The following is a 17,916-nucleotide window of genomic DNA, read 5'->3' on the forward strand; positions in this document are numbered from 1 at the left end:
TAGCGGCACCTAGTCATCGGAGCCTCACCATGTCTCGCCCCCACACCCGCTTCCAACCCCGGCTCAGCCTGCTGAGCGCCGGGATCCTCGGGCTCTGCGCCCAGCAGGCAGCCCTGGCCGAAGAGAACGCCGGACACCCCTCGGCAACCACTGAAACCGCCCTGCAGACGGTGGTGGTCACCGGAGCCCGGGACAGCGGGCGCACCGTGGCCAAGAGCCTGGCGCCGATTGATGTGATCAGCGCCGACGACCTGGCGCGCTCGGGCAAGCAGAACCTGCGCGATGCACTGGCCGCCAGCGTACCGTCCTACACCAACGCCGCCGGTTTCACGGGTGGCACCGGCCTGTCGGTCAAGTCCGCGACCCTGCGCGGCCTGGGCGGCAACCATGTGCTGGTGCTGGTCAACGGCAAGCGTCGACACAACACCTCGCTGATCTTCGTGCAGACCGCCGCCACCGCCAGCGGCCAGTCACCGGCCGACCTCGACCTGATCCCGGTCAGCGCCGTGGATCATGTCGAAGTGCTGCGCGACGGCGCGGCAGCGCAATACGGCTCGGACGCCATTGCCGGGGTGATCAACATCATCCTCAAGAACAACCATTCCGGAGGCAGCGCCAGCGCCCTGTACGGCCAGTACTCGGACCGGGTCGGCGGCAAGGGCAATTTCGGTGCCCGTGGTCAGGGCCAGATCAACCAGGGCTTCGAGCTGCCCAACGACGGTTTCTTCAGCCTCAGCGCCGACATCGGCATCCAGGAAAGCTCCAACGTTGCCGGCGCCGTGCCGGACCGCACCAGCATCTACTTCCGCCAGAACGGCCAGCCCGACCCACGGGAAACCAGCGAAAGCCGCTATCGCCAGCAGTTGGGCCAGCCCCGTTCGCAAACCTACAACTTCGGCTACAACGCCGAACTGCCGCTGAACGACGCCTATACGCTGTATTCGTTCTCGACCGTCAGCCACCGCAACTCCACCAGTTGGGGCACCTACCGCACCGCCAACTCGCCGCAGAACATCGTCTCGGTCTACCCGGACGGGTTCTCGCCGCGCTTCGTGGTCGAAGAAGACGACTTCCAGAGCGTGTTCGGCGTGCGCAACGACGATCTGCTCGGCTGGCACTGGGACCTGAGCACCAGCTACGGCTACAACAACGCCAACACCCGCAACGAGCGCTCGCTCAACCCGTCGCTGGGGCCGGACAGCCCGCGTGACATGGACGGCGGCAACCTGATCGCCAGCCAGTGGACCAACAACCTCGACCTGACCCGCTCGTTCGACACCGGCCTGTTCGCCAAGCCGCTGAACGTCTCCACCGGTCTTGAATTCCGTCGCGACGGTTTCGAGATACAGGCTGGCGAATACGCCTCCTACGCCGACGGCGGCTACGTATTTCCCGCCGGCAGCCCGCTCGCCGGCCAGCGCCCGAACCCCGGCGCGCCGGGCCTGGTCGGTTTCACCCCGGCCGACGCGCACAACTACTCGCGCACCAACACCGCCGGCTACATCGACTTCAGCCAGAGCCTGACCGAAAAATGGGACATGAGCCTGGCCGGACGCTTCGAGCACTACAGCGACTTCGGCGACACCGGCAGCGGCAAGCTCTCGACCCGCTACGCCTTCACCCCAGCCTTTGCCGTGCGCGGTACGGTCAGCAACGGCTTCCGCGCCCCATCGCTGCAACAGCAGTATTACTCCTCGTCGCTCACCGCCTGGCGGACCAGCCCGATCACCGGCCTGCTGGAACAGGCCACCACCCGCTATGTGACCGTCGACGATGCGGCCGGCCAGGCCCTGGGCGCCAAAGCACTCAAGCCGGAGCGGTCGATGAACTACAGCCTCGGTTTCGTCGCCACGCCCACCGAAAACCTGGACATCACCGTCGACCTCTACCAGATCGACATCAAGGACCGCATCCTGCAGACCAGCAACCTGCAAGGCACCGCCGTGTCCAACGTGCTGGCGAGCCATGGCCTGGACCCGAACCAGATCGTCTCGTACTTTGGCAACCTGGCCGACACCCGTACCCGCGGGATCGACCTGGTGGCCGACTACCGCTATGACCTGGGCCGCTACGGCAAGACCAAATGGACCCTGCTCAGCAACCAGAGCCTGCAGACCATCGAGAAAATCAAGGAACCGGCCGCTCTGGCCGGCACCGGGGTCAGCGCCGTCGGTCGTGATCGCCAGGGCAACCTGACCTCGGCCTATCCGAAGAACACCACCTCGCTGACCGCTGCCTGGCAACTGGGTGATTTCGACGTCACCCTCAAGGAAACCCGCTACTCCCAGGTCGTGGGCCGTAACCAGATTTCCGCCAGCCGCGACGAAGTCATCCGCCCGGCCTTCGTCACCGACCTGAGCCTGGGCTACTACCTCAGCGACACGGTGAAGCTGACCGTCGGTGGCGAAAACATCTTTGGCCGCCGCCCACAGCAACTCAACGACGAAGCCAAGCGCTACTACTACTTCCCGACCGACAACCCGACCTACAGTTGGTACTCGCCCTACGGCCTGGAAGGCGCCTACTACTTCGCCAAAGTCGACGTGAGCTGGTAACGGCCGATGAACATGCACAGCCGCCTGCCCGCCGAGCCCGAAGCCACCCACACGACACCGGGCCTGGACCCGCGCCTGTACCGCAAACTGGCGTGGCGCATCATGCCGTTCCTGTTCCTGTGCTTCGTCCTCAACTGGCTGGACCGGGTCAATATCGGCTTCGCCCACCTGCAGTTCAAGACCGACCTGCACATCAGCGACGCCACGTTCGGCATCATCGTCGGGGTGTTCTCCATCGGTTACCTGCTGTTCGAGATCCCCAGCAACCTGCTGCTGGAGAAGATCGGCGCGAAGAAGACCATGACCCGGATCATGATCCTCTGGGGGCTGGTGACCATCGCCACGGCGTTCGCCCAGACCCCGGCACAGTTCTATGTGCTGCGCATCCTGCTGGGGGCTGCGGAAGCCGGGTTCTTTCCCGGCGTGATCCTGTACCTGACCTACTGGTTTCCGGCCAGCCACCGGGCTCGGATCACCTCGCGCTTCATCATGGCGATCGCCGTCTGCGGCATCATCGGCGGGCCGTTGTCGACAACGATCATGGCGCACTTCGCCGGGCTTGTCGGCTTTACCGGGTGGCAATGGCTGTTCGTGGTCACCGGCATCCCGCCGGTACTCGCCGGCCTGTTCGCCTGGTATTGGCTGGACGACAAACCGGCCTCGGCCAAGTGGCTGAGCGCCGATGAAAAGCACGCCATCGAGCAGGCACTGGCCCATGAACGGCAGCAGCGCAAGCCGAGTGGGCATCAGCGCTTCGTCGAGGCGCTGAAAGATCGCAAGGTCTGGTTCATCACCCTGGCCTACTGCCTGACCATCATGTGCACCGGCAACGTCACCAACATCTGGGCGCCCTCGATCATCCGTGATTCCGGGATCAGCAACCTCGGCCAACTGGGCCTGCTGTCGGCGCTGCCCTACGTGGTCGGGGTGGGCCTGATGCTGTGGGCCTGCCGCCATTCGGATCTGCACCAGGAGCGGCGTTGGCACTTCGCGCTGGGCGGGCTGGCGGCGGCACTGGCGATGCTGGTGCTGCCTCACTTCCTGTTCAGCCCCTACTCGGCAATCGCCGTGCTGACCCTGATGACCAGCGGCTACCTGGTGGCCACGGCGATCTTCTGGACCATTCCCACCTACTACCTGTCCGACCGCGCCAAGGCCGCCGGCCTGGCGTTGGTCAACTGCTGCGGGCAGGTCAGCAGCCTGCTGACGCCGATCATGATCGGCGCGATCAAGACCTCCACCGGCCACATCAGCCTGGCGCTGTACATCGTCGCGGCCCTGGTGGCCAGCGGCACCCTGATTCTCCTGCTGGGCGTACCTCGGTACGCCTTGCGCAACGTTTCCTGAACTTTCGATGGACCTTCCATGACCGACTACCTCGCCCTGGCCCAGCAACTGGCCACCCAGATCCAACCCGGAGCGGCCGACCGCGACGCCAACCGGGTCCTGCCCTACGCGCAACTCGACCTGATCCGCGCCTCGGGCCTGGGCGCCGCCCGCGTCCCGGCAGACCTGGGCGGCGGCGACATCAGCCTGCTGCAGGTGGCGCAGATCTTCATCACCCTGGCCAAGGCCGACCCCAGCGTCGCCCAGGCGCTGTTCCCACACTTCGCCACCGTCGAACACCTGCGCCTGATCGCCAGCCCCGAACAGCAGCGGCGCTACCTTACGGCCTTCAGCGAGCGCCAGCTGTCGTCCGGGGCCATTGCCGAACGCAGCGGCGCCTTTCGCGGCGACATCCACACCCGCCTGGAGCGTCGTGGCGAACAACTAGTGCTCAACGGCAGCAAGTTCTACAGCACCGGCTGCCTATTCGCCGACCTGCTGAAAATCCAGGCCGTGGACGAGACCGGCAGTGCGGTCTACGTGATGCTGCCGGCCGACACGCCAGGCATCACCCTGCTAGACGACTGGGACGGCATGGGCCAGCGCGTCACTGCCAGCGGCAGCACCCTGCTCGAAGAGGTGCCTGTGCTCCCCGAACAGGTGATCCCGTTGGCGCAGTGGTACCAGCGGCGCAACTACGTCGGGGCCACCGCGCAACTGATCCACTGCGCCATCGATATCGGCATCGGCCTCGCCGCCCTGGACGATGCCGTGGCCTGGGCGCGCACCGGTTCGCGGCCGGTGCGCGAAAGCGGTGTCGACCAGGCCCGCCACGATCCCTACATCCTGCACACCCTCGGCGACCTGGCGGCCCGTATCCATGGTGCCGAAGCCCTGGTGGAGAAAGCCGCCGGCGCCGTCGACCTGGCCGCCCGCAGCCAGTTGCAGGGCCTGGCCGACGGTGACGCATTGGAAGCGATCCTCACGCGTTCCTCGATCGCGGTGGCCGAAGCCAAGATCGCCTCGACCCGTGCCGCGTTGCACGTGTGCGAACGCCTTTATGAAGTCGGCGGCGCCGCCACCACCCAGTCGCGCTACAACTTCGACCGGCACTGGCGCAACGCGCGCACCCACACCACCCACGACGCGCTGGCCTACAAGTACAAGGCCATCGGCGACTACCTGCTCAATGGCCAGGCACCACCCATTGCCTTTACCTACTGAAACCGGAGGATGACCATGCCCTGCATCAGGACGCTTGGCGCCTGCCTGCTGTTGCTCTCGGGCTCACTGTCGGCCGCAGAACCGTGGAGCGATCTGGACGCGCAGATCGACCAGGCCCTGCCCAGCGTGATCACGCTGCGCCATATCATTCACCAGCACCCGGAACTGGGTAACCGCGAAGTCGACACCAGCCGGCGCATCGCACAGCGCCTGCGTGAACTGGGCCTGGAGGTCCAGACCGGCATCGCCCACACCGGCGTAATCGGCCTCCTGCGCGGCGGCCTGCCCGGCCCGGTGGTGGCGATACGCGCGGAACTCGACGCCCTGCCCCTCACCGAACAGACCGGCCTGCCCTACGCCTCGACGGTACGTACCCGAAACCCCGGCAACGACCTGCGCAACCGCGACCAGGAAGTGGGCGTCATGCACGCCTGCGGCCACGACGCGCACATGGCCATGGCCCTCGGTGTCGCCGAAGTGCTGGCAGCCCATCGCGAGCAACTGCCGGGCACGCTCAAGCTTATTTTCCAACCGGCCGAGGAAGGTCCCCCCCTGGGCGAGGAAGGCGGCGCCCGCTTGATGGTCCAGCAAGGCGCGCTACAGAACCCCGCCCCCGATGTGATCTTCGGCCTGCACGTCACCGCCGGCAAGGCCGGCACATTCACCCTCAGCCGACAACGCACCACCGCGGCGGCCGACACCTTCGTCGCCCGCATCATCGGCCGCCAGACCCACGCCGCGTTCCCCTGGACCGGCATCGACCCGGTGCCGGTCGCGGCCCAGGTCATCCTCGCCTGGCAGACCATTCCCAGCCGCCAGTCGAACCTCAGCCTGCTGCCGGCGCCAGTGATTTCCGTCGGGCGCATCGAGGCCGGCGACCGACACAACATCATTCCCGCCGAAGTGCGCCTGGAAGGCTCGATCCGCACCGTCAGCGACTCGCAACGCGAGGACGTGCTGCAACGCATGAGCCGCACCGCGAAGAACATCGCCGAGGCCTCGGGCGCCACCGCCCAGGTCGACTACCTGCCGGGCGGTTATCGCGCCGGCTACAACGACACGGCCCTGGTCGACCGCCTGCTACCGGTGCTGGAGCAGGTATCGACCACGCCGGTGCAGGTCGACAACGGCACCTACGGCGCCGACGACTTCGCCGAGTACGCCCGCCAGGTTCCCGGCATTTTCATGCGCATGGGCGTGACCCCGGCGGCACTGGAGGGCCAGGCGGTGTGGCCCACCCACTCTCCTGGTTTCCAGGTCGACGATCCCAGCCTGGCCGTTGGAATCCGGGCACTGAGCAGGATGACGCTGAACTACATGGGCGTGGCGGGGGAAAACGGCTGAAGGCCTTGCCCGCATGCGCCCAGTGCATGCCTCAATACCCTGAGCGGGCTGCAGGCGCATGTACCCCATGCATTCAATGCATTTTTTCCATTCGGATTATGCAATGGGCATGCAGATCCGATTATGTCACTTTTATGACAACGGAATGATTCGCAAATGGATTTGCAAAGTGTCAACGTTCAACTCCCATCTAGGCCCCAGGAATTATCGGACCCGGCAAACGAAGACTGGGTCAAGTCGGCAACTTGATCAGATAGCCCTGCTGATTGGCCTCCGCTCCATTGGCCACCCTGTTACCGACAGCCTGTCGGATGGCCTGGAAAGGGTCATTCAACATTTCTCACCCTCAGCTGCCGATTTGAGTCGCTACCTGATGCAGGCAAAACTGGCTCAGTTTTGCCATGACAGCAGCGACTACCTCAAACGAACCGGGCTGCATGAAGTCCTGCAATTGCAGCAGGCGTTACGTGCACTTGCCACCTTCCGCCGTCGCTCGCTGAGCCCCGTCATCGCCGCTTACCACCGTCAGGACGAAGAGTGGCTGATTTACAAGGGCGATGAGTATGTTCAGCGCTTCGCCAACAACCCCCACTCACGCTGCCCCACCGACCTCGACCTGCTGGTTCGCCCCGAAGCGCTGGCCACTCACGCTCGGCTGCTCAACAGTTTGGGGTTCGCCCAGCAGCGGATTGAGCAGGCGTTGAACCCATCGACAGGATCCTTGCTCTGCCAGCCCTGGGAGGGATCCGAGTGCGGAGCCATCGCCTGGAATGGAAACAGCCCGCGTGCGTTCTCCCTCATCCTTGCAGCCCCTGAACTTGAGATCCATCGAGAGCTGCTGAGCCGCCACACCGCCGTTTTTTCAAGCGGACGTCCCTACGTCGTCAGCTACATCGACATCGGGTTCTCCGTGCACCCCAGGATACCGCCCAAACTGGTGTGGGCTAACCGCCCCCCTGCCTCGGGAGCTGGTGGCGTGAACGCCGAGCTGCTTTTACTCGCGCTGGCCATCGAGCTTTGGGAGCGACGCACGGCTCACGTGCAACAGAGCCTGTACTTCATGCTCGATGCGCTTCGAATCTGGCTCCACGGCTCGATCAATGAGCCTGGGCTCTGGAGCCTGGCCCGCGCCGCGGACAGTGAGGCAGCACTCCGATATGGCATGAGAGTCCTGGGCCAACTCTTGCCAATGGGAAAGATCGGCATCGCCGATACCGCAAGCGCGCAGAGCCCGTTGCTCGATTTTCTTGAGGGCTTGAACACCCACCCGCCACTTCGAAAAGGCAAGTCAGCATGATCGTACAAAGACCAAGGGACTCGGTCGGGCGCGTTTGTGTCATTGGTGGTACCGGTGCCGTAGGCCAATCGCTGATCCCCCTGCTTTCACAGAGCAAGCACTGGCAAACCACCTACTATGCGGCCAATGACCACCAGCACTGCCGTCTTCTGGCCAGTTTTCAGGACCACCTGACCAACGCGTTGACCGTGAGCAATGCCGTCGACTCCATTCTGGACGCCGATACTGTGATCCTGCTGGCTGGAGAACGGACATCGAGCGGTGGCAGCAAGGATGGCTTGTTCGAAGCCAACCGGTCGATCGCCCACCAGTACCTGCCTTATCTCAACGGCAAGAACCTGCTGGTCGTCAGCAACCCCTGCACGCGCCTGGCCCGCCACCTCCAACAACGACTGGATGCCTTCGTCGTGGGTGTCGGCGTCCAGAACGACTACAACCGGATCCGTTATCAATGTCCGACGGTCGAATTCATCATCGGCGCCCACAACCTCAACGAACTGCAGTTGTTCGACAAACAGTCACGATGCCTTTTCGACGGTTTCTCCAACCATGCGACCTACCAGACGACCAGGTCTCTACAGGATGAACTGATTGGACGCGGTGAGAACGCCGCGTTACGCGCGCAACTAACCCGGCCGGACATACTGCGCTGGTGGCGACTCCAGCGCTTTCATACGTTGGCCAACACCAGCGCACACGCCTGCGCCCGTGCAGTTGCGCAATGGCTGGATACCTTCGCCAGCAACCTCGACGAACTGATTCATGGCGAGGTCATGGTACAGCCCCAAGGCCGCCCAGCGGTTTTTCTGGGCGTGCCGTTGAAAAGTGGAAAGCTCTACTGCCCCACCGAAATCGTGGAGCACTTTCTTGATCAAAACAAAGGATATGTCGACCGCTATGCCAGCTAAAAGCGTCTTCCTGGATTACTACGGACTGATCAGATTCAAGATAAGCGGCCAGACCGACAATGAAAATGAGCTGGTCCGGCAGATATACGCGGACTATCTCTCACCGTTCTTCAGGCACTGCAGCGAAACGGACGTTGCCCATTACGAGATCCATCTCGCCAAGGCCAACCTCAACGCCTCGAACGACTGGTCCGAATGGAGTGCGATCACTTTTTTGGATGACCCTGCGGTAACCGATTTCCGCGATGGTCTGGCTAGACACACCGCTAACGGCCGGGAAATCTACAACCCCAGAAACGGCACGGGCTTTCGTATTGCCGGCAACCGCATCGAGATCATCTACCAGGACAGCGAGGCGCTGGTAAGAGACCTGATGCGAGTGATCAAACAGTTGCTGATCACTCAGGTGGAGAATGCCGGGGGCTGCGTATTGCATGCATCAGCCATCGCAATCAATGGCCAGGCTATCTGCTTCGTCGGTCGCAAGGGACAAGGGAAAACGACCAGCGTACTTCAGGCCCTGCAGCTGCCAGGTGCCAAGTACATCACTAATGATCGCCTACCCCTCATCTGGCTCAATGGTGAACCCCATGCACTGGGATGGTTCGAAGAGTTGCGCATCATTCGCGACCTTCATGTGCCAAAGATCAAGACGCGAGTCACCGAATTGATGGATGAGGCCGATATCGAGCAATCACCAAAGCCCTTGCGGCTGATCCTGTTGCCCAACAGTGGCAGTGACTCGGACTCATCACAAGACGCACGAGAGATCCTGTACTCCCAACTGCTGACACCTGCCGATGCTCAGCGCCCCAAATGGCTGGGGTTTGCCGATGAGCCTCCTTTTGACCCCGAACCTTTTCTGGGAGCAATCAAACTGCAGCGATTCGACTGGCAATACCAGCAAAAGGAGTTGTTGAGCACTCAGATTGGAGCGCTGATTGATGCGCTTTGATGCAGTCATCATCATCGGGCCTTGCCGAAGTGGCACCACCTTCGTGTTCAACGCCTTGGCGAGCCCCTCCTATACAGGGCTGTTCCAGCCGATAAAACATGGCATCCGCTCGGCCCTCGCGGCAGAGCCACCCAAGCTTAGCCTGAAAGAATTTGCAGGAGAGCCAGTAGTCATCAAGGAAGCCTTCGGTCCCTACGACCTTGAGGAAGTAACGTTCGACCCGATTGAGAAAGTACTGGATACCCTCAAACCGCGCCGCCCGCTGTTGATCAGTGTCATGAGAAGCCCGGAACAGTGTCTCTCCTCCTGGCAGCGATCATTTTTTGCCAACGGTGAAGGCCCTGTTCCCGAGGTGTTCAACGGGGCCTACATGAATACGGTGCAGCTTCGGGAGAAACATCATGCCTGGCTCGAAAGCGCGGACCTCATTCTGGACGACGCAGCCGGGTTCCCCATCACGCTGACCCGGATTCAAAAGAGTCTGGGCATTGAGGCCATTGGCCCGGCCTATGCGCGCAGCATCAAGGTACGAGACCCCCAGGCCTTTGAAGTGAGCGGGCTGCTGAACAAGGCCATGAGTGGTCGCCACTACAACCGGGCACTGGCGCACATGCATCCCCAGGCCGACCTGGGGGAATCGTTCCATCCGGCGCGAAGCAGTTTTGAACACCTGCTGCGTACGGCAAAGCCCACGATCAGCAGGGCAAACCTATCGTCAGCTTCCAAGATCGATGCTCTTTCGCTCCACGCAAACTGAACAAGGACCATCCCAATGGATTGGAACAAGTGGCATGACAAATATGAACAACAGCCAGCCCTACAGGCGCGACTGAACCTGGTGGCAGAGCGTATTGCCGAGGGGCTGCTCGAGAAATCCGTTGAGGCGGTAGTATCCAGCCTCTGTTGTGGAGATGCCCGCGACCTGGTCCTGGCCCTCGGTCGCACCGGGTGGGAGTCGGCCCAGCTGCAAGGCCAACTGGTCGAACTGGACCCTACACTGGTAGCTTCGGCACGCCAGGCGTTGGCCCCTTTTCATGCCTTGGGACACTTTCAGGTTCAGTGCGCAGATGCCACCCGCTACGAGACCTACCGGGACTTTGCCCTGGCCGATGTGTTCATTCTCAGCGGCGTGCTCGGCAACGTACCAACACACTGCTATGGGGACTTGGCGCAATCGCTGGGCCAACTCTGTCATACCGGTGCCTTGTTGATCTGGACGCGAAGCCTGGATGAACGAAACAATGGTCCTGAAGCCGTTGGCACTGCACGCCAGTCGTTCCACGACGCCGGCTTCGAGGAGATAGAACTGTCCCGAACCGCCGATGGTGGTTTCGCGGTCGCCACCGCTCGCTATACAGCGCCCCCCCGGCCACGTCGGGACCTGGGCACGATGTTCGAGTTTCAAGCCTTCGAGGGTAATGCTGAACGGAAGGCTCAAGCGTGACCTCCTTGAAGTCAAACCAGCCCACATGCACACCGCCCGCTGGCACCATCAAGCCTCGCACACTGTGGTTTACCGGTCTCAGTGGCGCGGGAAAGTCAACCTTGAGCCTGGCGTTGCAACGCCAACTGGCTGAGCGCTTGCCTATCACCGTCCTGGACGGTGATGAGCTGCGCCAGAACCTGTGTGCAGACCTCGGTTTCAGCGAAGCGGATCGAACGGAGAATATTCGACGGATTGCGCAGGTCGCCCGGCTGATGAACAAGTGCGGCCTGACCGTCTTGGTCGCCACCATCTCTCCACAACACAGCATGAGAAGCCTGGCAAGAGACATCATCGGAGCGGAGCACTTCACCGAGGTTTATCTGAGCACGCCTCTGGATATCTGCGAGGCCCGTGACCCCAAAGGTCTTTACCAACGGGCCCGTTCAGGCAGGCTCCAAAGTTTCACGGGCATTGATGCACCTTACGAGCCGCCAGTAGCAGCAGACCTGACGATAGAGACCGAACAAGAGGACATGAAACACTCATTGGCCAGGCTGGCACGACACCTCCTGGCAGGAGAGGCCTGAACGGTGCTTGCGATTGGCTTGCTGCTGTCACAATGCGTGGTCGTGGCCAATCTGCTGATCCTCGGCTCTGTCATTGACGACCTCGCTCAGGACATGCACCTGTCGGCCATGATGCTTGCGAGTGTGCTAAGCACGTTTCCAGCGTCGGCAATAATAGGCAACCTGGCGTTGTTGCAGTTCGCCCGGGCCCTGCATCCTGGCAGGGCTTTCCTGACTGGCCACCTGCTGGTGATGCTCGGCACCCTCTGGCTTGCAAACGCAGAATCGCTCCCCTCCTTGCTGGCGTCGCGCATACTGGTCGGTTTGGCGATGCCGTTGATCGGCTCAAACCTCTACCCACTGATGTGTTCCTTCAGACAGCCCTTTCGGGAGAAAATCGCAGGGTTGGTGGCCAGCACCGGGTCGCTGACCACATTGTCGGTCGTACCACTGTCCTTGATGCTGAGCGAACAGTTCGGATGGCGCACTGCAATATGGGTACAGGGACTGCTCTGCACCCTGGCGCTCTTGCTGGTATTGCTGTCGGTCCGGCGGATAGGCGCCCTCGCACCGTCTCAGCCAGGCCCCGGGGTGAAACCGGACCAGACATTCACAACCATGAACCTATGGCGTATCGGGCAATTTCTCGCCCTGTCGCTGGCATTCCTCTCACTCAGTATCGGTCTGCCAAACATTCTGTCGGGCACTGTCGGGACAGGGATGGCTTCAGCAGTTCTCTTCTCTGGCGGTTTGGCAGCGTTGGGCGGCGGCCTTTGCCTGAGCGCCTTCGAAAAAACACGGCGCCTCTCACCGGGCTTCCTACATATGGCTTGCCTGGCCAGCGTCCTCATTCTGTGCCTGGAAAGCAGCACGTTCAGTCTCCTGACTGTCGGGTGGATGGGATACTGTGCATTCCGGCAGATCCTGTCGACTCAGCTCTTGCTACAGGCCACCGAACAGTGCCCTCCCCCAAGTCGCAGCCAACTCAATGCCGCATTCAACCTGGCGTTCCAACTTGCCTCGGCGGTCGCCGGCAGTGCTGCACCTTTTCTGATGTACTCAAGCAACCCGCTTCGATCCATCGTGTTTTTCGCTGGCAGCGCGCTGGCACTGGCGTTTGTGATGGACAGATATCGCAGCGCCAGATACGACCCGGGCAAGTAACGCTGCATGTGGCCATGCGAACGTCCTGGAATGAAAAACAGATGCGGAAGCAAGCCATGCGGGACACTGACATTTGCAACGACGTGATCTACCTTTGGGTCCTCCCCATACTCCCTCGGAAAACACATGCTGACAGGCTTCAACCACCTCACCCTGGCCACCGGCAACTTGCCCATCAGCACCGCCTTCTATCAGGAGGTGCTCGGTTTCAAGCTGCTGGCACGCTGGGAAACCGGGGCCTACCTGAGCCTGGGCGATCTATGGCTCTGCCTTTCCAGTGACGATGTTCGCGCCCAAGACATGCAGAGGAACTACACCGATCAGCTCGCTCTGGGGGCTCGAAAAACGAACGCCCCCAACCCCCAGAGCAACCCGAGCAGCGCTGCACACCCCGAAGCGCAGAGCACACCCAGCTTGGCAATGCCCAACAGGCTCTGATCGCTGTAGGCCAGACCGGCAATGAAAATCGACATCGTGAAACCGATACCGGCCAGCAGGCCGATCAGCATCACGCCACGCCACTCCACACCGTCCGGCAACTGGCACAGTCGCGTCTTGACCAACAACAGGCAAGACAGCACCACCCCCACCGGCTTGCCCAGGACCAGGGCGAGGAAAACGCCGGCCATGACCGCCTGGGTCGATCCGGAATCCAGCGACAGATGGCCAATCTCGACCCCGGCATTGGCCAGCGCAAACAGCGGCATGATGCCGTAGGCCACCCAGGGGTGCAGGGCAACCTGCACGCGCTTGACCGGCGCCAGCAGCTCACGGTGGGCCTGGCGAATCTGGCTGAGCGGCTGGTGCACCGCATCGTGGTTCGGGCGCTCGCTGACATGGACACTCAGCTCATTAATGGCCTTGCTGAGGATCGCCAGCGGGCGCTCGGTCGCCGGTCGCGAATAGACCGGCGTCATCAGGCCCAGCACAACCCCGGCCAGGGTAGGATGCACGCCCAGGATGGCGAAACCCGCCCACAGAATGACCCCCGGGATCAGGTACAGCCAGGCATTGGCGATCCCCATCCGCTGGAACAGCAGCACGGCCAGGATACCCGCCACCGCCACCACGGCACCCAGCGGATTCAGTGAACTGGTGTAGAACAAGGCGATGATCAGGACCGCCACGATGTCATCGATGATCGCCAGGGCCAGCAGGAACACCCGCACCCCGGAAGGAATCGACTTGCCGAGAAGGGCCAGCACGCCAACGGCAAAGGCGATATCGGTCGCCGTCGGCACGGCCCAACCGGTGATGGACTCATGCCCGGCATTGAAGAACAGGTAGACCAGGGCCGGCACCGCCACCCCGCCCACTGCCGCCATGACCGGCAGTGTCGCCATGCGCAGGTTGGACAGGGAGCCATCCTTCATTTCAGAACGGATTTCCATGCCGACCACCAGAAAGAAGATCGTCATGAGCCCGTCATTGACCAGGTAGTGCAGTGACGCCCCGGCGGAAAAGTCGCCCCACGACAGGCTCAGGCGCGTTTGCCAGAAGGCTTCGTAACCGATGGAGGCCGGCAGATTGGCCCAGAGCAACGCGGCGATGGCGGCGATGACGAGTACGATACCGCTGACGGCTTCGATATGACTGAAGCGCTCGATGGCGGCCAGCGCCTGGTGGGTGAGTTGCTGGGCGCGAGGAATCGTTTGGGAAGCGGGTGTGTTGGGTGCGGGCATGCGTCATCCTCACCAGCGGCCCGACCGGCGTAAGTCTTTAACCTGCGCCTTTCGGTTGAAAGCCACACCCCGCGTATATCCTAGGGTGAAAGCACATTGCCTGCAACCAGCCTGACGGTGACATGGGTTGATTGATCCACACTACTCAACCCCGGCGCCCTACCACCTCAGGACCCGTGGCCCGATCCAGGCCCCCAGCGCCGTGGGGAGCAGCATGCCGGCCAGATACCACACGCACCAGAAGGTCACGTTCATTTCCGGACAGTGCAGACAGTAGGCCAGCGTGGCAGTGGCGCCCGCCAGCAAACCACCGGCAGCCCCTGCGGCGCGCAAGCGGGTGGGATTCATGCTGCGTAGCACCCACACGTTGGCGACCAGGGCCGGCACCGACAGCAGCGCGATGTTCAGCGCGCAGGTTTTCCAGGTGGTGCCGAACAACAGGCCCGGGCGATCAACGCTCGATGCCCCCAACCACTCGACAGCGCCCCCCAGCCACACCAGTGCCACCGGGATGAGCAGTGCTCCGGCGGCCGGCCCGGCCTTCACACCTGGACGGGCGAGACGGTGGACCAACACCAGCGCCACGCCCAGCAGGACGCTGGGCAAGGACACCTTGGCCCAGAACAGTGGCGTGCGTGCGACCTCGGCCAGATCCGGACGAACGCCGTACAGGCTGGCCATCAACAACACCGCACCCAGGGCACCAGCGGCCAGCGCCATCCCCAGGCGTCGTGCCAACGCATGGGGCGGCACCCGGGGATTACCGGTGGCCAGCAGCCCGATCAGCTCGTCAGTGTTCATCGTTACGCTCACCTCGAATCAGTTTCGCCAGGCTCTTCAGCCCGCGGTGAATGTTCACCTTCACCGCGGAAATGGATTGCCCGACCTTCTGCGCCGTTTCGTCGACCGACAGCCCTTCGAGCTTGACGTACTCGATGGGCAGGCGCTGCCGGTCAGGCAACTGGCTCAGCAGGCGCCCCAGGTCCCGGCTTGCCTCGGTGGCCTGGTCATCGGTCTCGGCGAACCACTCGGCCTGGTCATCCAATGGCAACTGCCGGGCCTGCAGGCGCCTTGCCGTGCGCAGGTAATCAGCCAACTTGTAGCGCCCGATGGCCTGCACCCAGGCGGTGACGGGCTGCCCCGGCAGGTAGCTGTCCCGGGCATTGTGCACCGCCAGCAGGACCTCCTGCACCACATCCTCGACCTCTGCCGGGCGGCCGATCAGGCGCCGGCCCAGAAACGCGCGCAAATGGCCCGCCAATGCCGTGAGAAACGCCCGGTAGCTGCCGGCATCACCGGCCAGCCCGGCGAGCAGCAAGGCCTTGAGCTGCTGCTCACGCTCGGCAAGGCGTTCCTGGTTGTTAGTTCGTTGCATACGGGGCCCTGGTTACAACCCGCCGCTGAAAAATGTGCGGGCCGGTGCAAGCGCGAAATCCTACCCAAGCACCCGGCAGCCCCACAAGGACGATGAAAATCCGCCCTGCGAAAAAAATTCGATACCGCTGTAACCGAACGACAGCGAGCGACGAATTAGCTACTGACCACTGCAAACAGTGGCCCATTCAATCTTGAACATCATTGGAGTCTACCTCATGAAAGCTATTGCCCTCAGCGCCGCCGCCCTCGCCCTGGCCGCCCTCGCCGGTACCGCCATGGCCGATACCACCAGCCAAGGCGCCGCAATGAGCAAGAACCCGGCCATGGAAAAATGCTACGGCGTGGCCAAGGCCGGCGAGAACGACTGCAAGGCCGGTGCCGGCACCACCTGCGCAGGCACCGCGAAAAAGGACTACCAGGGCAACGCCTTCAAGGAAGTACCGGCCGGCACTTGCAACGGCATCATGACGCCCAACGGCGCCGGCTCGCTGACCCCGAAAAACGTCTGAGATGAACAGCACCGCCTCACTGGGCGCCGGGCTGGGGCTCAAGCCCCAGCACTTCACCGAGGCACTCGACGCCACAGCCCCCGGGTTGTGGTTCGAGGTGCACCCGGAGAACTACCTGCTGGGTGGCCCCCGCCGCGCCTGGCTCGAACGCATCGGTCAGCGTCATCCGCTGGCCCTGCACGGGGTATCGCTGTCACTGGCTGGCGATGCCCCGCCAGACCCACAACACCTGGCCCGCCTGCGCCACCTGGCCGATGCCGTGGCGCCCGTGCTGGTCTCCGAACACCTGGCCTGGGCCACCTGGCGCGGCCACTATTATCCTGACCTGCTGCCGTGCCCGCGCAGCCATGCGGCACTGGCTCGTATCGCCGACAACGTGGCCCGTACGCAAGACGCCCTGGGTCGGCGCATCGCCGTGGAAAACCCCAGTCACTACCTGCACCTGGAAGGCCATGAACTGGACGAGCCGGACTTCCTGGGAGAGCTGGCCCATCGCAGCGGTTGCGGCTTGCTGCTGGACCTGAACAACGTTTACGTCAGCGCCCATAACCTGGGCCTGCGGGCCCACGACTACCTCAAGGACTTCCCCCTGGACCAGGTGATGGAAGTGCACCTGGCCGGGCATCGCGCCGACGGCGCCAGCCACCTGCTGATCGATAGCCATGACACGCCGGTCAGCGAATCGGTCTGGGCACTCTACCAGGCCCTGCTGGCACGCACCGGCCCCCTGCCCACCCTGATCGAACGCGATGACGCACTGCCGGACTTCGGCACCTTGATGACCGAGCGTGCGCACGCGCAGGCGCTGCTGGAGAACGCGCCATGAATGACCTGGCCCGCTTTCAGGACGACTTCATCGCAGCCCTCTACCAACGCCCGGCTCCGGCACTGGCGGCACTCACCGCACAACCTGGCTTTGCGGTGTACCGCAACACCGTACGCACCGCGTGCATCGACGCGCTGTGCGACAACTTCCCCAGCGTACTCACCCTGGTGGGTGAGTCCTGGATGCGTGGCGCGGCCGATACCTACACCCAGACCCAGCCACCGACCGATGCCCGGCTGGCGCTCTATGGTCATGGTTTCCCCGACTTCCTGGCCGAGCACCCGGGCGTCCAGGCCCTGCCCTATCTGCCAGGCGTGGCGCAGCTGGACCGCCTGTGGCTGGAAGCCTTTTGCTCGACCGTGGAACCCGCTCTGGCACCGGCGGCGCTGGCTTGTATCGCACCGGAGGCGCTCGGCGCACAGGTGCTGCGACCACGGGCCAGCGTGCGCTGGCAGTGGTGCGCCGAGCACCCGGTCCATGCCTTGTGGTGTTGCAGTCGTTTCGAGGGCATCGCCCGGCAACCGGACGCTTGGCGCGGCGAGGGCACCTTGCTGGTGGGCGAGCTGGAAGGGGTCACCCATGCCCCCCTGAGTGTCGGCGCAGTGGCTTTTCTCGATGCCTGCGCCAACGGGCTGTCACTGGATGCCGCCAGCGCCCTGGCCCAGCAGCGCGAGCCGGACCTCGATTTCACCACGCTGTTCGGCACGTTGATGGCCGCACAGGTATTCACGCCCCTCCCCTGCGAATGAAGGTACTC

17 protein-coding genes and 1 pseudogene are annotated in these 17,916 nt (G+C 63.1%); 15 read left to right on the top strand and 3 right to left on the bottom strand.

The features are described 5' to 3' along the window. Positions 1-29: 29 nt before the first annotated feature. From HU752_RS19185 to HU752_RS31800, 12 genes and pseudogenes are all read left to right on the top strand, one after another. Positions 30-2,555, top strand: a complete 2,526-nt coding sequence (locus HU752_RS19185) for a TonB-dependent receptor plug domain-containing protein (protein ID WP_186679339.1) — start codon at positions 30-32, stop codon at positions 2,553-2,555. Between the two features lie 6 nt (positions 2,556-2,561). Then, positions 2,562-3,902: an MFS transporter gene (locus tag HU752_RS19190; RefSeq protein WP_186679337.1), complete on the top strand. Its 1,341-nt coding sequence runs from the start codon at positions 2,562-2,564 to the stop codon at positions 3,900-3,902. An 18-nt stretch (positions 3,903-3,920) separates the two neighbouring features. Next, the gene (locus tag HU752_RS19195) at positions 3,921-5,105 is read left to right on the top strand and encodes an acyl-CoA dehydrogenase family protein (RefSeq protein ID WP_186679336.1); all 1,185 of its coding nucleotides are present in this window, start codon (positions 3,921-3,923) and stop codon (positions 5,103-5,105) included. Between the two features lie 15 nt (positions 5,106-5,120). Continuing rightward, on the top strand, positions 5,121-6,449 hold the full coding sequence (locus tag HU752_RS19200; protein ID WP_186679332.1) for an amidohydrolase: 1,329 nt from the start codon (positions 5,121-5,123) through the stop codon (positions 6,447-6,449). A gap of 103 nt (positions 6,450-6,552) precedes the next feature. Then, entirely contained in the window at positions 6,553-7,746 is a 1,194-nt protein-coding gene (locus HU752_RS19205) for a nucleotidyltransferase family protein (RefSeq protein ID WP_186679331.1), read from the top strand. Next, positions 7,743-8,654: a lactate/malate family dehydrogenase gene (locus HU752_RS19210; protein WP_186679329.1), complete on the top strand. Its 912-nt coding sequence runs from the start codon at positions 7,743-7,745 to the stop codon at positions 8,652-8,654. Before HU752_RS19205 ends, HU752_RS19210 begins: the two co-directional genes overlap by 4 nt. Next, positions 8,614-9,609 (top strand): hypothetical protein, encoded by a 996-nt coding sequence (locus HU752_RS19215; protein WP_225920020.1) that lies wholly within the window; start codon positions 8,614-8,616, stop codon positions 9,607-9,609. Before HU752_RS19210 ends, HU752_RS19215 begins: the two co-directional genes overlap by 41 nt. Then, positions 9,599-10,366 carry a sulfotransferase family protein gene (locus HU752_RS19220; protein WP_186679327.1) on the top strand — a complete coding sequence of 256 codons (768 nt, stop codon included), beginning with the start codon at positions 9,599-9,601 and terminating at the stop codon, positions 10,364-10,366. The genes HU752_RS19215 and HU752_RS19220 overlap by 11 nt, the downstream gene beginning before the upstream one ends. A 15-nt stretch (positions 10,367-10,381) precedes the next feature. Beyond that, complete coding sequence (locus HU752_RS19225; protein WP_186679325.1) at positions 10,382-11,053, top strand: hypothetical protein; 672 nt, start codon at positions 10,382-10,384, stop codon at positions 11,051-11,053. Beyond that, positions 11,050-11,622 (top strand): adenylyl-sulfate kinase, encoded by a 573-nt coding sequence (gene cysC / locus HU752_RS19230; RefSeq protein WP_186679323.1) that lies wholly within the window; start codon positions 11,050-11,052, stop codon positions 11,620-11,622. The genes HU752_RS19225 and cysC overlap by 4 nt, the downstream gene beginning before the upstream one ends. 3 nt (positions 11,623-11,625) lie before the next feature. Then, positions 11,626-12,765, top strand: coding sequence for an MFS transporter (locus HU752_RS19235; RefSeq protein WP_225920021.1), 1,140 nt, complete (start codon positions 11,626-11,628; stop codon positions 12,763-12,765). A gap of 126 nt (positions 12,766-12,891) precedes the next feature. Continuing rightward, positions 12,892-13,047: pseudogene (locus HU752_RS31800) on the top strand (VOC family protein); the annotation flags it as partial. 38 nt (positions 13,048-13,085) lie between these two features. On the opposite strand, the gene nhaA reads toward HU752_RS31800, so the two are convergent. From nhaA to HU752_RS19255, 3 genes are all read right to left on the bottom strand, one after another. Beyond that, on the bottom strand, positions 13,086-14,447 hold the full coding sequence (nhaA, locus tag HU752_RS19245) for a Na+/H+ antiporter NhaA (RefSeq protein ID WP_186679304.1): 1,362 nt from the start codon (positions 14,445-14,447) through the stop codon (positions 13,086-13,088). A 159-nt stretch (positions 14,448-14,606) separates the two neighbouring features. Next, positions 14,607-15,248 (bottom strand): DUF1109 domain-containing protein, encoded by a 642-nt coding sequence (locus HU752_RS19250; RefSeq protein ID WP_186679302.1) that lies wholly within the window; start codon positions 15,246-15,248, stop codon positions 14,607-14,609. Further along, positions 15,238-15,822: a sigma-70 family RNA polymerase sigma factor gene (locus HU752_RS19255; protein WP_186679300.1), complete on the bottom strand. Its 585-nt coding sequence runs from the start codon at positions 15,820-15,822 to the stop codon at positions 15,238-15,240. Before HU752_RS19255 ends, HU752_RS19250 begins: the two co-directional genes overlap by 11 nt. A gap of 217 nt (positions 15,823-16,039) precedes the next feature. Between HU752_RS19255 and HU752_RS19260 the strand changes: the two genes are divergently transcribed. From HU752_RS19260 to HU752_RS19270, 3 genes are read left to right on the top strand one after another with little or no spacing between them, the layout of a single operon-like run. After that, entirely contained in the window at positions 16,040-16,333 is a 294-nt protein-coding gene (locus tag HU752_RS19260) for a BufA1 family periplasmic bufferin-type metallophore (protein WP_186679298.1), read from the top strand. Position 16,334: 1 nt separating this feature from the next. Then, on the top strand, positions 16,335-17,159 hold the full coding sequence (gene bufB, locus HU752_RS19265) for an MNIO family bufferin maturase (RefSeq protein WP_186679296.1): 825 nt from the start codon (positions 16,335-16,337) through the stop codon (positions 17,157-17,159). Then, on the top strand, positions 17,156-17,908 hold the full coding sequence (locus HU752_RS19270; RefSeq protein ID WP_186679294.1) for an HvfC/BufC N-terminal domain-containing protein: 753 nt from the start codon (positions 17,156-17,158) through the stop codon (positions 17,906-17,908). Before bufB ends, HU752_RS19270 begins: the two co-directional genes overlap by 4 nt. Positions 17,909-17,916 lie beyond the last annotated feature (8 nt).

This window comes from Pseudomonas vanderleydeniana (assembly GCF_014268755.2).
Classification (GTDB): Bacteria; Pseudomonadota; Gammaproteobacteria; order Pseudomonadales; family Pseudomonadaceae; genus Aquipseudomonas; species Aquipseudomonas vanderleydeniana.